Source organism: Thioclava sp. PTB-PU3-1 (assembly GCF_055666785.1).
Map to the genome: position 1 here is coordinate 219,893 of NZ_JBVNVL010000001.1, position 14,130 is coordinate 234,022.

The 14,130-nt window shown below is 64.4% G+C and carries 10 protein-coding genes; 4 read left to right on the plus strand and 6 right to left on the minus strand.

What is annotated here, in order from left to right:
* Positions 1-216 precede the first annotated feature (216 nt).
* Together ACZ7GB_RS01060 and ACZ7GB_RS01065 are read left to right on the plus strand one after the other, a co-directional pair.
* The gene (locus ACZ7GB_RS01060; RefSeq protein ID WP_078519307.1) at positions 217-564 is read left to right on the plus strand and encodes a hypothetical protein; all 348 of its coding nucleotides are present in this window, start codon (positions 217-219) and stop codon (positions 562-564) included.
* A 149-nt stretch (positions 565-713) separates the two neighbouring features.
* Complete coding sequence (locus tag ACZ7GB_RS01065) at positions 714-1,145, plus strand: hypothetical protein (protein WP_472157320.1); 432 nt, start codon at positions 714-716, stop codon at positions 1,143-1,145.
* Positions 1,146-1,181: 36 nt separating this feature from the next.
* Here the strand turns inward: ACZ7GB_RS01065 and uvrA are convergent, their stop codons facing one another.
* Positions 1,182-4,043, minus strand: a complete 2,862-nt coding sequence (uvrA, locus tag ACZ7GB_RS01070) for an excinuclease ABC subunit UvrA (RefSeq protein WP_472157322.1) — start codon at positions 4,041-4,043, stop codon at positions 1,182-1,184.
* Between the two features lie 288 nt (positions 4,044-4,331).
* Between uvrA and ACZ7GB_RS01075 the strand changes: the two genes are divergently transcribed.
* On the plus strand, positions 4,332-4,700 hold the full coding sequence (locus ACZ7GB_RS01075) for a rhodanese-like domain-containing protein (RefSeq protein WP_078546795.1): 369 nt from the start codon (positions 4,332-4,334) through the stop codon (positions 4,698-4,700).
* Positions 4,701-4,831: 131 nt separating this feature from the next.
* Positions 4,832-5,773 carry a zinc metalloprotease HtpX gene (gene htpX / locus ACZ7GB_RS01080; protein ID WP_472157898.1) on the plus strand — a complete coding sequence of 314 codons (942 nt, stop codon included), beginning with the start codon at positions 4,832-4,834 and terminating at the stop codon, positions 5,771-5,773.
* Positions 5,774-5,991: 218 nt separating this feature from the next.
* Here the strand turns inward: htpX and lpdA are convergent, their stop codons facing one another.
* From lpdA to ACZ7GB_RS01105, 5 genes are all read right to left on the minus strand, one after another.
* Positions 5,992-7,386, minus strand: coding sequence for a dihydrolipoyl dehydrogenase (lpdA, locus tag ACZ7GB_RS01085; protein ID WP_078603735.1), 1,395 nt, complete (start codon positions 7,384-7,386; stop codon positions 5,992-5,994).
* Between the two features lie 36 nt (positions 7,387-7,422).
* A complete protein-coding gene (locus ACZ7GB_RS01090) occupies positions 7,423-8,007 on the minus strand; it encodes a DUF924 family protein (protein ID WP_152844062.1) in 585 nt (194 codons plus the stop codon).
* Positions 8,008-8,094: 87 nt separating this feature from the next.
* A complete protein-coding gene (locus ACZ7GB_RS01095) occupies positions 8,095-9,408 on the minus strand; it encodes an MFS transporter (RefSeq protein ID WP_472157324.1) in 1,314 nt (437 codons plus the stop codon).
* Between the two features lie 88 nt (positions 9,409-9,496).
* Entirely contained in the window at positions 9,497-10,558 is a 1,062-nt protein-coding gene (gene queA, locus ACZ7GB_RS01100; protein WP_078603738.1) for a tRNA preQ1(34) S-adenosylmethionine ribosyltransferase-isomerase QueA, read from the minus strand.
* 8 nt (positions 10,559-10,566) lie between these two features.
* A complete protein-coding gene (locus tag ACZ7GB_RS01105; RefSeq protein WP_472157325.1) occupies positions 10,567-13,896 on the minus strand; it encodes a YhdP family protein in 3,330 nt (1,109 codons plus the stop codon).
* Positions 13,897-14,130: the final 234 nt, after the last annotated feature.

Here is a 14,130-nt window from a genome sequence, read left to right on the forward strand (position 1 = left end):
ATGACGTTACGAAAAGTGAAGACCCGCGCGTGTTTGCGCGGGTCTTTCATATTTTCTGAAACCACCATTAGAATTTCTTTAAGTATTTTCAGCGCCCTAGCAAAACCGCCGGCACACAATCGCACACAAACGCGTGCATAGCGGTAATGCGGAATCTGCAATGGACCTTTTCGCCGCAATGCGGCATTTGGTCCACCAAGACGAAAGGAAACGCGCATGACTTATCTTCCCCGTATCGCGCTGATCGCGGTGATCGGTGCAGCCCTTACCCCGATGGCAGCTCTCGCAGATGGTCCGATGAGCGCCGCAGGTTCGAAACTCGCATCGAGCGTCTCGGTCGCGAACCAGGCAAATGCTGAAAAGCCCTCGGTTCGTAACGACCTTCTGTGGCAGGTTGGCCAGCAGATCACCGAGAGCCACGTTCGCCTCCGTCAGCCCGACGCATTCGGCCTGAAGGCTGACGCGACCTACTGGCGCTCGTTTGGCTACATCTACGAAGTCAGCCCCGAGAACGGCGAAGTGATCGCCCAGATCGGCAAAGCTTCGGACGTCGTCGGCTTCTGAGCCACAGTCCAGACGGAAAGTTACGAACGGGCGGAACTACTCCGCCCGTTTTTTCTTGTCCTCAAAAGCTTGGAGGACAGAAACATGCGTCGATTCTCAATTTCATTGCCCGATGGCATCTGCGTGGCTAGGCTTTCGTGATGAGGATCGTGACACGCCCGCTCGCCCTGATCGCGCTGTTCTGCGCCCTGCCCGCCCTCGCCTCCGCCGAAGGATCGGCGCAAGGGGTCCAAGTGATGCGCGGCGGCAAGATCGACATGGGCAATGCCACAGCCGAGACCAAGACCGCTGCAAAAGCCGCGCCGGAGTGCAAGACGCTCACGACGGGGGACACGTTCTGCAAGGTCGCCACGACCAACGGAACGGCGCGCTGGGTGCTGCAAGGGCAGATGGAGCCCGAGTTCAGCGTCGGCGACGACTTCCCGGTCTATCAGCATTCGATGATCCTGAACCTGCGCCGCTACGACCTGCCGATCGTGACCGGCGCCTGGCGCTACTACAGAGTACGCGGCGTGATCTACAAAGTGGGTGCGGAAGACCACAAGGTCATGGAAATCATCGGTCGCACCGCGCGGCGCTGAGCCCGCGGTCACGGTCGAAGTCATCGGCGCGGCGGATCACTCCGCCGCGACTTTCACTCCCAGCATCTGCGCGAGGTAATGGCCGGTATGGCTGCGCGGATTTTCGGCCACCTGCTCCGGGGTGCCGACCGCCACGATCTCACCGCCGCCATCGCCGCCCTCAGGACCGATATCGATGATATGGTCGGCGGTCTTGATGACGTCGAGATTGTGCTCGATCACCACGACAGTGTTGCCCTGCTCCACGAGGCTGTGCAGCACCTCTAGCAGTTTTCGAACATCTTCGAAGTGCAGACCGGTCGTCGGCTCGTCCAGAATGTACAAAGTGCGACCTGTGGCGCGTTTCGACAGTTCCTTGGACAGCTTCACCCGCTGCGCCTCGCCGCCCGAAAGGGTCGTCGCCTGCTGGCCGACCTTGATGTAGCCAAGGCCCACCTCCATCAGCGCATCCATCTTCTCGCGGATCGAGGGCACCGCCTTGAAGAACTCCTGCGCATCCTCGACCGTCATGTCGAGCACATCCGCGATGGACTTGCCCTTGTACTGGATCTCCAGCGTCTCGCGGTTGTAGCGCTTGCCCTTGCAGGTCTCACATTCGACATAGACGTCGGGCAGGAAGTGCATCTCGATCTTGATCACGCCATCGCCCTGACAGGCCTCGCAGCGCCCGCCCTTCACGTTGAAGGAGAAGCGCCCCGGCTTGTAGCCGCGCGCCTTCGCCTCCGGCAGACCGGCGAACCAGTCGCGGATCGGAGTGAAGGCCCCGGTATAGGTCGCCGGGTTCGAGCGCGGCGTGCGCCCGATCGGGCGCTGGTCGATATCGATGACCTTATCGAGGTGCTCCAGCCCCTTGATCGTGTCGCAGGGCGCGGGCGTCTGACGCGCGCCGTTGAGCCGCATCGAGGCAGTTTTGAACAGCGTCTCGATAGTGAGCGTAGACTTGCCCCCGCCCGAGACGCCGGTGACGCAGACGAACTTGCCCAGCGGGAACTCGGCCGTGACGTTCTTGAGGTTGTTGCCGGTCGCGCCAACCACCTTGAGCTTCTTCTTGTTGCCCTTGCGCCGTTCCGTCGGCACCGCGATCTCGCGCTTGCCGGACAGATATTGCCCCGTCAGCGAGGCCGCATCGGCGGCGATCTCGTCGGGCGTGCCGCGCGCGATGACCTGACCGCCATGGACGCCCGCGCCGGGGCCGATATCGAAGACGTAATCGGCATGGCGGATCGCATCCTCGTCATGCTCGACCACGATCACGGTATTTCCCTGATCGCGCAGGTTTTTCAGCGTTTGCAGCAGCCGGTCATTGTCGCGCTGGTGCAGGCCGATCGAGGGCTCGTCGAGCACATAGAGCACGCCCGTCAGCCCCGAGCCGATCTGCGACGCCAGTCGGATCCGCTGGCTCTCGCCGCCCGAAAGCGTCCCTGCCGCGCGGCTCATCGTCAGATAATCGAGGCCCACGTTCACGAGGAAACCGAGGCGTTCGCGGATTTCCTTGAGGATCGCCGTCGCGATCTCGTTCTTCTGGTTCGACAAGCTGCCCGGCACGGTGGCGACCCAGTCATGGGCCTCCTTGATCGACATCTCGACCACATGCCCCACATGTTTGCCGCCGATCTTCACGGCGAGCGCTTCGGGCCGCAGTCGATAGCCGCCGCAGGCGTGGCAGGGGCGGTTGTTCTGATACCGCTCCATCTCTTCGCGCGACCAGGCGGAGTCGGTCTCGCGGTAGCGGCGCTCCATATTGGGGATGATCCCCTCGAAGGTGCGGCTGACCTCGTAGACGCGGCCGCCCTCGTCGAAGCGGAACTTGATCTCCTGATCGCCCGAGCCGCGCAGGAACAGCTCCTGCACAGTCTCCGGCAGGTCCTTCCACGGCTTCTTCGGATCGAAGCCGTAATGTTTCGAGAGCGCCTCGATCGTCTGGGTGTAATAGGGCGACTTCGTCCGCGCCCAAGGCGCCAGCGCCCCGCCCTGCACCGAGAGCGTCACATCGGGCACCATCAGGCGCTCGTCGAAGAACAGCTCGACGCCGAGGCCGTCACAGACCGGACAGGCCCCGAAGGGCGCGTTGAACGAGAACAGGCGCGGTTCGATCTCGGGGATAGTGAAGCCCGACACCGGACAGGCGAAGTTTTCCGAGAACGTCGTGCGTTCGGGGTCGCCCTCGCCTTCGCGGGGCGCGCTCTCGAAGATCGCGATGCCGTCGGCGAGGTCGAGCGCGGTGCGGAAGCTGTCCGCCAGCCGCGTCTCCATCCCTTCGCGCACGACGACACGGTCCACGACCACGTCGATGTTGTGGCGGAATTTCTTATCGAGCGTCGGCGGCTCTTCCAGCTCGTAGAACTCGCCATTGACCTTTACGCGCTGGAAGCCCTGCTTGCGCAGTTCGATGAATTCCTTGCGATATTCGCCTTTGCGGTCGCGCACGATGGGGGCGAGCAGATAGCCGCGCGTGCCCTCCTCCATCTGCATCACGATATCGACCATGTCCTGCACCTGCTGCGCCTCGATCGGCTCGCCGGTGGCAGGCGAATAGGGCGTGCCCGCGCGGGCATAGAGCAGGCGCAGGTAGTCGTAGATTTCGGTCACGGTGCCGACGGTGGAGCGCGGGTTCTTCGACGTGGTCTTCTGCTCGATCGAGATCGCGGGCGACAGGCCCGAGATGTGATCGACATCCGGCTTGCCCATCATGTCGAGGAACTGGCGCGCATAGGCGCTCAGACTTTCGACATAGCGGCGCTGCCCTTCGGCATAGATCGTATCGAAGGCCAGCGAGGATTTCCCGGAGCCGGATAGCCCCGTAATCACCACGAACTGGTCGCGCGGAATATCGACATCCACGCCCTTGAGATTGTGCTCGCGCGCGCCGCGCACTTCGATGAACTTCAGTTCAGCCATCCACGCCCCCTTTATCACCAGCCCTAGATAGGTGTTTCCGTGCGAGTCTCCAATCCAAATCTGCGAACGAAATGTGAACTTTTGACTCTGCGCGGATGTCACGCGCTTTCCGCGCGCCGCCTGCCCGCCTCGCAGCACGATCAAAATCGTGGCAGATCGGCATTAAATTCCATTTCTTGAATGTATTTTCGCTCCGTTCCGCGCTAATACTCTTGAAAGCCTCGCGTCATTTGCCACATGAGGCGGGAAACGGATCTTTCGGGTCCAGCGAACGCAAGAGGTATTGAGATGCTGAACTTCCTTCGTCCGTCCGGCGGTGGCCGCGTGGAAAAAATCTCGGCGAAAGACGCCGTGGCCAAGGCGAAAGCCGGCGAACTGACCGTCGTCGACGTGCGCGAGGGCATGGAAGTCAAAAGCTCGGGCAAGGCCAAGGGCGCGCTGCATATCCCGCTGGCGACGATCCGCATGAAGGCCGACCCGTCGAGCCCCGAGAAGCATCCCAAGCTGGACACGTCGAAGCCGGTCGCCCTCTATTGCGCCTCGGGCGCGCGTTCGGCCGGTGCGGCGCAGATGCTCGCCCAGCTGGGCTACGAGCATGTCTACAACATCGGCGGTCTAGGCGACTGGCACGCAGGCGGCGGCGAGATCGAACGCTGATCGCGCGCTGCATCGCATGATTTTGAAGGGGTCCCGCCGGGGCCCCTTTTGTTTTGCACGCCCCGCGGAATTGCGTGAGCGCGGCGCGTGCCTATATCGAGACCGAGTGTTTTCGCGTGGAGATGATCACGATGGGATATGCCAAGACTGCGATGCTGATGGCGGCGATGACGGCGCTGTTCATGGGGTTGGGCTACCTGATGGGGGGCGCCACCGGCATGGTGATCGCGCTGATCTTCGCCGCCGGGATGAATGTCTATTCGTGGTGGAATTCGGACAAGATGGTCCTGCGGATGCATAACGCGCATCTGGTGGCGCCGGGCGACCGCGCGGGGCTGAACGCGCTGGTGGGCCAACTGGCGAAGAATGCCGATCTGCCGATGCCCGCCGTCTACCTGATCGACACCCCGCAGCCCAACGCTTTCGCCACAGGCCGCAACCCCGAGAATGCCGCCGTGGCGGTGACCGCAGGGTTGATGCAAAGCCTGTCGCGCGAAGAGCTGTCGGGCGTGATCGCCCACGAGCTAGCCCATATCAAGCACCGCGACACCGCGATCATGACGGTGACGGCGAGCTTCGCCGGTGCGATTTCGATGCTGGCGAATTTCGCGCTGTTCTTCGGCGGCTCGCGCGAGCGGATGGGGATCATGGGCACGCTGGCGATGATGTTCCTCGCCCCGATGGCGGCGGCGCTGGTGCAGATGGCGATCTCCCGCACCCGCGAATATGCGGCCGACAAGGAAGGCGCTGCGATCTGCGGCAATCCGCTCTGGCTCGCCTCGGCGCTACAGCGGATCGAGGCAGGCGCGCGCCGGGTCGAGAATGTCGCCGCCGAGCGCAATCCCGCGACCGCGCATATGTTCATCATCAACCCGCTGAGCGGGCATGGTGCGGATAACCTGTTCGCCACCCACCCCTCGACCGAGAACCGCGTGGCCGCGCTGCGCCAGCTTGCGGGCGGCGGTGGTGCGCGGCGGGAACGTGTGGCCCCCGCGCCCGAGGCGGGCGACTGGAGCGGCGCGCGCTCGATGCCGAAGGTGCGGCGGAAGGGCAAGAACGGGCCTTGGTCATAACCGGCACGGGGCGACCAGCCCCGGTCCGCGCCCGACCCTCCCCCCGGGAGGGCGCATTGGCGGTGGCAGCGCGGGCACATCCGACTTGCGGGCTTGCGGGATAAACCGCCCGGCCACAGGCGACGCGCAGCGCCCGCCCGAGGCTCGGGCGCGTCCCTTATCACCAAAACAAAAGGCCGAGGTCACCCCCGGCCTTTCGCATCTCTCGGCACATCCGATCAGAAGTGGATCGCGCGCCCGTAAGCGTCGAGCACCGACTCGTGCATCATCTCCGACAGGGTCGGGTGCGGGAAGACGGTGTTCATCAGGTCTTCCTCGGTCGTCTCGAGCTGACGACCCACGACATAGCCCTGGATCAGCTCGGTCACTTCCGCGCCAACCATATGCGCGCCCAGCAATTCGCCGGTCTTCGCGTCGAACACGGTCTTCACCAGACCTTCGCTCTCGCCCAAGGCAATCGCCTTGCCGTTGCCGATGAAGGGGAAGCGGCCGACCTTGATGTCGTAGCCCGCCTCTTTCGCCTTCGCTTCGGTCATGCCGACCGAGGCGACCTGCGGCTGGCAATAGGTGCAGCCCGCGATCGAGCCCGGCTTGACCGGATGGGCGTGCTTGCCCGCGATCAGCTCGGCCACCATCACGCCCTCATGGCTCGCCTTGTGCGCAAGCCACGGTGCGCCCGCGATATCGCCGATGGCATAGAGCCCGTCGACGCCGGTGCGGCAGTATTCGTCGGTCACGACATGGGTGCGGTCGACCTTCACGCCCGCTTCTTCAAGGCCCAGATCCTCGACATTGCCGACGATTCCGACTGCGGAGATCACCGTGTCGACCTCCAGCGTCTCGGTCTTGCCGCCCTTGTCGAGCGTCGCGATGACCTTGTCGGCCTTGCGGTCGAGCTTGGTCACGGTGGTCTTCTCACGGATCGTCATGCCCTGCTTCTCGAACTGCTTCTTGGCGAATTTCGAGATTTCCTCGTCTTCGACGGGCAGCACGCGATCCATCACCTCGACGACGGTCGTCTCGGCGCCCAGCGTATTGAAGAAGCTGGCGAATTCGATGCCGATCGCGCCGGAGCCGATGACCAGCAGCTTCTTCGGCTCATGCGGCGGGTTGAGCGCGTGCTTGTAGGACCAGACCCGCTTGCCGTCTGCCTCGAGCCCCGGCAGGTTACGCGCCCGCGCGCCGGTGGCCAGCACGATGTTCTTGGCGGTGAGTTCCTCGGTGCCCTTGTCGGTTTTCACCGAAACCTTGCCCTTGCCGGCAAGTTTCGCGGTGCCCATCACGACATCGACCTTGTTCTTCTTGAGCAGATGGCCGACGCCGGAAGCGAGCTGCTTTGCCACCCCGCGCGAGCGTTTCACCACCGCGTCGAGGTCATAGCCGAACTTCTCGGCGCTGAGACCGAAATCCTTCGCGCGCTCCATCAGGTGGAACACCTCGGCCGAGCGCAAGAGCGCTTTCGTGGGGATACAGCCCCAGTTGAGGCAGATGCCGCCCAGATGCTCGCGCTCAACGATCGCGACCTTGAGGCCCAGCTGTGCGCCCCGGATGGCGCTGACATAGCCCCCCGGCCCTGCCCCGATCACAATCATGTCGTAGCTTTTCGATGCCATGTCTTCCCTCCGGTCAGAAACTGGTTTGGCATTAAACTATTTTACGGACAGCTTCAACTCATCCGCATCCGCAAGCGCTTTGCGGTAGCCGCCCTGTTCCATAAATGCCTGTTCCTCGGGCGTCGTTTCGCGATCTAGCGCGGAATTGCGCCAAGGGAAGCGCCCGAACCGTTCGATCACTGAACGATGTGCGCGCGCATGGCGCAGGTTATCCTCCGAGCGCCATCGCTCGGCGAACAGCGACACAGCACGATCCTGATCCGCAAGTTCCTCGGAATGCATGAAAGGCAGGTAGAAGAATTGCTGCAGCGGCGGGCCGATCTGCAAGTCGAACCCTTCTGCGATCGCGCGATCGGCATGGCGGCGCGCCATTGGGTCGGTCTGAAAGGCGCGCGGGTCTTCGCGAAACATGTTGCGCGGGAACTGGTCGAGCAGCAGCAAAAGCGCCAGCGCACCCTCGGCGTTCCGCTCCCATTCGCTCAGCGCACCTTGCGCGCCCACCTGCCAGAGCGGCGCATAGCGGCGCCGGATCGCGGCGTCGATCTGCTCGCTCGACTGATACCAGTATTTCTCGCCGACCTCGATACGCCAGAAGCGTATAATCTCGTTGATGCGATCCATGGTGACGGCCCTCCCCTGCCGTGCCTGCCCCGCCTGATCTTCAGATCATGGTAGGGCAAGCGCAGGGGCAGGCAAAGGGGGCTTGCGTCAGCCGGTGGTCTCGGTGCGCTTGTCGGCCTCGGACGGCTCTTCCGCCTCGGCCTCGGCTTCCGCTTCAGCTTCGGCTTCCGCTTCCTCCTGAGCGACTTCGAGACGCGCCTCGACCGCCACTGCGGTCGCCGTCGGCGAGAGCAGCGTGTAGGAGCCGGTCTCGTCCGCCGAAGGCGCTTCGCGGCGCGTCATCCGCCATGCGGCATAGCCCGCGATCCCGGCACAGAGCACCCCGATATAGAGGAAGAACCCGCCCGGTCCCATGACGCTCATGAGCCAACCGGTCACCAGCGGCCCAGCCACCGCACCAAGCCCGTTGATGAACATCAGCCCCGCCGAAGCGGACGCCATATCGGAATAATCGAGATAGTCGTTCGTGTAGGCGATCAGCAGCGAATAGAGCGGGTTGGCCACACCGCCGATCAGCGCAGCCCCGATCAGCAGCACCCAGAAGGGCGGGTTCGTCGCGAAGATCGCGAAGGTCACTACCGCACCTACAAGCGCCGCGCCCATGATCACGCGGCGCCGGTCCATCCGGTCGGAGGCCCAGCCAATCGGATATTGCAGAAAGAGGCCGCCCACGTAGATCGCCGCCACGAAGGCCGAAATCTGCTTCACGTTGAGCCCTTCGGCGGTGCCCCAGACCGAGGCCATGCCGAACATCGCCGAGATGATGCCGCCCAGCAGGAAGATCCCCACCATGCCCAGCGGCGAGGCTTCCCAGAGCCGCCTGAAGGTCATGCGCTGGATCGTCTCGAAGCTGGGTGCGGGCGAAGCCGCAAGCAGGATCGGCGTGAAGGACAGCGACACCAGCACCGAGGGGATCACGAAGAGGAGATACCCCGCTGGGTCGCCCACGTTCAGCAGCGCCTGCGCCGTCACGATGCCGAACATCTGCATGATCATGTAGAGCGACAGCGCCTGCCCGCGCGTCTCATTGGTCGAGCCCGCGTTCAGCCAGCTTTCCGCCGTGATATACACGCCCGAGAAGGAGAAGCCGATCAGCACGCGCAACGCCACCCAGGAGGGCCAATTCGGAAAGGCGGCATAAAGGACGAGGATCGCCGAGATCAGCGAGCCGAGCGCCGCGAAGACCCGCACGTGACCGACGCGCGCGATCATCTCCGGCACCATGCGCGACCCGAACAGGAAGCCCGCGAAATAGGCCGACATGACGAGCGACATGTAGAAAGTGTCGATACCCTCGATCTTGCCGCGGATACCAAGCAGCGTGCCCTGCATCCCGTTGCCGACCATCAAGAGCATGATGCCCAGCAATAGCGGCCATGTCTGGCGCAGCACTAACAACATGTCTTGGACTCCCGGGGACTGATTTGGATTGCGTCGTGTCGCGGCATCTAGTCCGCGGCGAAGACATTTCCAAGCCCTGAAAGCGACTCTACGGAATTAGAAGCGACGCATCGCCGTAAGAGAAGAAACGATAGCCCGTCTTAACCGCATGATCGTAAATTTCGCGTATACGGTCCTGGCCCATCAAAGCCGAGACCAGCATCAGCAGCGTCGATTTCGGAAGGTGGAAATTCGTCATCAGCGCGTCGGTGATGCGGAACTCGAAGCCGGGATAGATGAAGATGTCGGTGGCGTCACGGAAGGGCACGATATGGCCTTTCGCCCCGCCCTCGGCACGCGCGGCGCTTTCGATCAGGCGCAGTGCGGTGGTGCCGACGGGAATGACGCGGCCGCCCGCCTGTTTGGTCGCGTTGATCTCGGCCGCCGCCTGTTCGCTCACCTCGCCCCATTCGGCATGCATCTTGTGCGTGGTGACGTCCTCGACCTTGACCGGCAGGAAGGTGCCCGCGCCGACATGGAGGGTGACTTCGGTGAACTCCACGCCCTTGGCGGCCAGCGCCTCGAGCAGTTCGCGGGTGAAATGCAGGCTGGCGGTCGGGGCCGCGACCGCACCGGAATGGCGTGCGAAGACGGTCTGGTAATCGCGCTTGTCCTCGTCATCGGGGGCACGCAGCGCCGCGATATAGGGCGGCAGCGGCATCGCTCCGGCCTCAGCCAGAGCGGCGTCGAAATCCTCGCCCGACAGATTGAAGCTGAGCCGCAGCTGGCCGTTCTCGATCGCCTCGACCCTGGCCGAGAGCGCATCGGAGAAGACGATCTCCTCACCCTCCTTCACCTTGCGCAAAGGCTTGGCGAGCGCCGACCATTCGCCGCCCGGTGCGGGCTCCAGAAGCGTCACCTCGACCTTCGCGACCACCTCGCCCTGCGCGCTCTGCCGGGTCCGCGTGCCCGCAAGCCGCGCCGGGATCACCTTGGTGTTGTTGAGCACCAGCCGGTCGCCGGGGCGGAAGATGTCGATCAGGTCGCGCACATGGCGGTCATGGATCGCATCGCCCTCGGCCAGCAGCAGCCGCGCCGCATCGCGCGGGCGCGCAGGCCGCGTCGCAATCAGCCCCTCGGGGAGCTCGAAATCGAAATCGTCTAGCTTCATCGTCAGCCTTATTCGCTCAGCACCTTGGGCGGCCCCGCCCGGAACAACTCGCGCAGACCGCCCGGCGCGAGCACCGAGAGCGGATTGATCGAAACCTTCGGCGCATCGGAGCTTCCGCGCAGCGAGTAGTTGAACCCGAAGAGCCCCTCGCCTTGCTTGGAGATGACCTGACCGATCCCGTTCACGAGATAGAAAGGCGAGATCACGCCCTTCATGTTCAGTGTCTTCGATTGCGGGTAATAGTTGCCCGTCATCGTCACCCCCATAGAGGCCCCCACGGCGGCGCCCCGTGTGACACTCACCCCGTTGGGCGTCAAGCGGAAGGCGCCATCGACCGAGCTGAACAGGATGCCATCGCCGCTGAGCTGTTCCAGCAGACCGACACCCGAGGCCGCCGACAGGAGCGAGGCCAGAACCGGCGCGTCCTTCACCCGCAGGTTCGCAACCGTGAGCTTGCCGTCATAGCTTTTCTGCCCAAGCGGGGTCAGCACCAGCGCGCCCTGCCCGCCGCGGGCCTTGGTGAAGATCCCGGTCGCCGCCAGCGCGCGGCCTGCGTCGCGGGTTTGCGCGCGCACCGAGACGCGCCCGCCCGCCGCCGGGATCACCGTGCCGTCGATCGGCGCGCTACCGTTGAGCTGCCCCTGGAACCGGCCCGAGAGACCGCCGCGCGTGTTGAAATCGCCCCGGAACCCGGTGAGCGCGATACCGTCCGTGATCTGAACCCGGTCGAGCGACGCGCTGATCGCCGTGCCGGCACCGCTCGCGCTGGCACCCGCACCGCCACCGAGATCGGCCTTAGCGAGGTCCAGCCTGCCCGAGGTGACATTCACTTTCGGCGGGCGCGCCTTGCCCTGACCGATGAGATCGACGCTGCCGGAGAACCAGTTGCCGACGCTCAGGCTCGAGAACCGCGCCCGGTTCAGCCCACCGCCCTTGTTCAAGGTGATGTCGCCCTGCGTCTTCAGCCCCGCAGCACTCAGCGACAGGCTGTCGACCTGCGGCGGCGCGCCGAGCGTCCCGGACATTTTCAGATCGCCCGCGCTGCCCGCCGATTTACTCCAGCCGATTTCCGGGATCGACAGGCGGATCCCCTGCAACGCGCTCGCGAAGGTGAACCGCGTCGGTTGATCCTTGCGCAGATCGAGCGCGATACGCCCCTTACCCGCGCCGCGCACCATACCGTTGGGCAGCGCGATCCCCAGCCGGTCAAGCCCATCGGCGCTGACATCGACCGTGCCCGCGACCTCCGAGCGCCCCTTGTTCTCCGGCCCGAATTTCTGCGTCCAGGCGGCATCGAACCCGACACCGGACAGAGTGCCCTTGCCCGAGATCGTCATCCCTTGGGGATCGGCCTTCAGCGTCAACAAATCGGACCGCAGCGGCCGGTCGGGCACCAGCGTGTCGCTCTTCACTTCGGTCAGCCGGGCGGTCACGTCGAAATCGATCTCGTCCTGCGGCACATTGGGCTTCAGCGGTAACCGGATCACCGAGCGCGCCTCGGCCCAACCCTGAGCCACATCGGTGCTCATGCCCGCCTTGCTGAGGAATTCGAATGGCGGCTGGTCGAGCAGCGACAGAGCCGCCGGGATTGGCGAGCGCGTCATCAGCGTGACCTTCGCCGGGGCAGGTTTGATGCGGATATCGGGCACGATGAGCGACGAGCCTGTCACCTCGATCCGCCCGCCCGAAGGCGCGGTCACATGCCCCTCCTCGACCTTGAGCGCCTGCCGCGTGTCGATGATCGTGGCAAAACCTCGCCCCTGCTGCACGGGCGGCAACGTCTTGATGATCCGCACATCCGCGCCTCGGAACTCATAGCCGAGCGCCAGTTTAGGCTGCGCGCCCGGCACCAGCCGCAGCGCCACGCGGGCATTGCGCAGCTGGCCCGTGGTCACGTTCTTCTCGAGCCACTCGCGGGTCTTCGGCACGACCGCAGGCGGCCAGAGCGCGAGCAGCTTGGTCTGGTCGATCTGGTCGATCCCGGCATCGAGCGCGACTTTCCAGCCGTCCTTCTCGGCACTGACCTTGCCGCGCGCCGAGATCGTCGTGTCGCCCTGATCGTTGAGTTCCAGCTGGCCGATATCGATGCGGAACGGATCGAGGTTCAGCCGGAAATCGACCGCGCCTTGTGCGAATTGCACCGGGCTCTCGAACAGGCCCGCCGGATCGAGCTGCAGATCAGAAATCGCGATCTGGCCGACGATCTTCTGCGGCACCCCGCCTTCGAGATCGCGCAGATAGGTGTGGCCCGCCGCTTTCAGGCGCAGCGCCCGGCTGTTGAGCGAAAGCGTCGAGACCTCGACGCGCTGCCGTTTCGGATCGTAGTTGAGATAAAGCTTGCCGTTCTCGATCGGGATCGGGTTCACGCCCTCGTTGGGCCGGATCGCGCCGCGCCCGATCTCGAGCATCGCGTTCATCCCGGTCAGCTCGCCCTTGTCGTTGAGCCCCGAACGCAGTGCCCCTGAGATCGGCGCATCGAGCACGCCGAGCGCCGCGAGCGCCGGGGCCTGCACCGCCAGATCGCGCGCCGGAAGCGCGGTCACGGCAGCCCCGAAACTGGCTTCGCGGCTGGCTTTCTGCGTGGTCATCGACAGCGCGACCTGCGCCGGTTTCGTCTGCCCGCTGCCCAAATCGAACCCCAGCGCGACCGAGATTTCACTGTCGCTTTGAGTCAGCTTGAAGCGGCCATCGGTGACCTTCCAGAGCCGGTCGAGCCGCTCGTCCATCAGCCGGATTTGCAGGTCTTCCGCGCTGATCTGCTGCAGCCGGGACAGCGCCGGAACTTCCAGGGTTTTCTCAAATGTCTCAATGAGATCGGAGGCGTTATTCAAGTCGATATTGGCGAAGCGATTGCCGCCGCCGAAATCGAGATCCAGATTGCCGTCGGGCAGACGATGCAGCGACAGGCTCGCCCCGCGCAACCGAAACGAGCGCGGCTCTATCCGCCCGCGCAGCAAAGGCTCCGCCCAGAGCGTCATGCGCAATTCCGGCAGGACCGCGATCGGCAGACCCGAGGGCCGCTCCAGCCGCACAGTGTTCAGCCGGATCCGGGGACGGATGCCATCGTCGATGTAAAGATCGATCCCGCCGGACAGCCGGACCCGCATCTGGCCTTGCAAGGCGTCATTGGCGCGGGTCTCGATGCGCGCGACGATCCATTGCGGCACGGCGACCGCGCGATGCGTGATGACAAGAAAGGCGCCAGCAGCCACGACCCCAAGAAACAGGAAACTGAGAACGAGGAGCAGACCGGTGCGGGCACGACGACCGCGGCTCACCGGGGGCGCTGCTCCGGGCTGGGTCTCGGCTTCGGATTTGGGCGTCTCGGCATCGCTCAACGACGCATCGCTCGCCCTTTTGGGCGCGCCGGACGTTTCGCGACTATCGGGACGCTGTCTCTCCATACCGTTCGTCTTGCGCCCGTTGGATCGGGGCTTTTTCTCCCTCGGCGGCGGCGCGTGCCGACCCCGTCTCTTATGCCGGGCCCACCGCGCGCGGTCTTGCCCGGGTCTCCTGCCTCGTGGTTAAGTCTCGCGCAAGCGGGCGTGGAAAGTAAGCCCCGAAACTGCAAG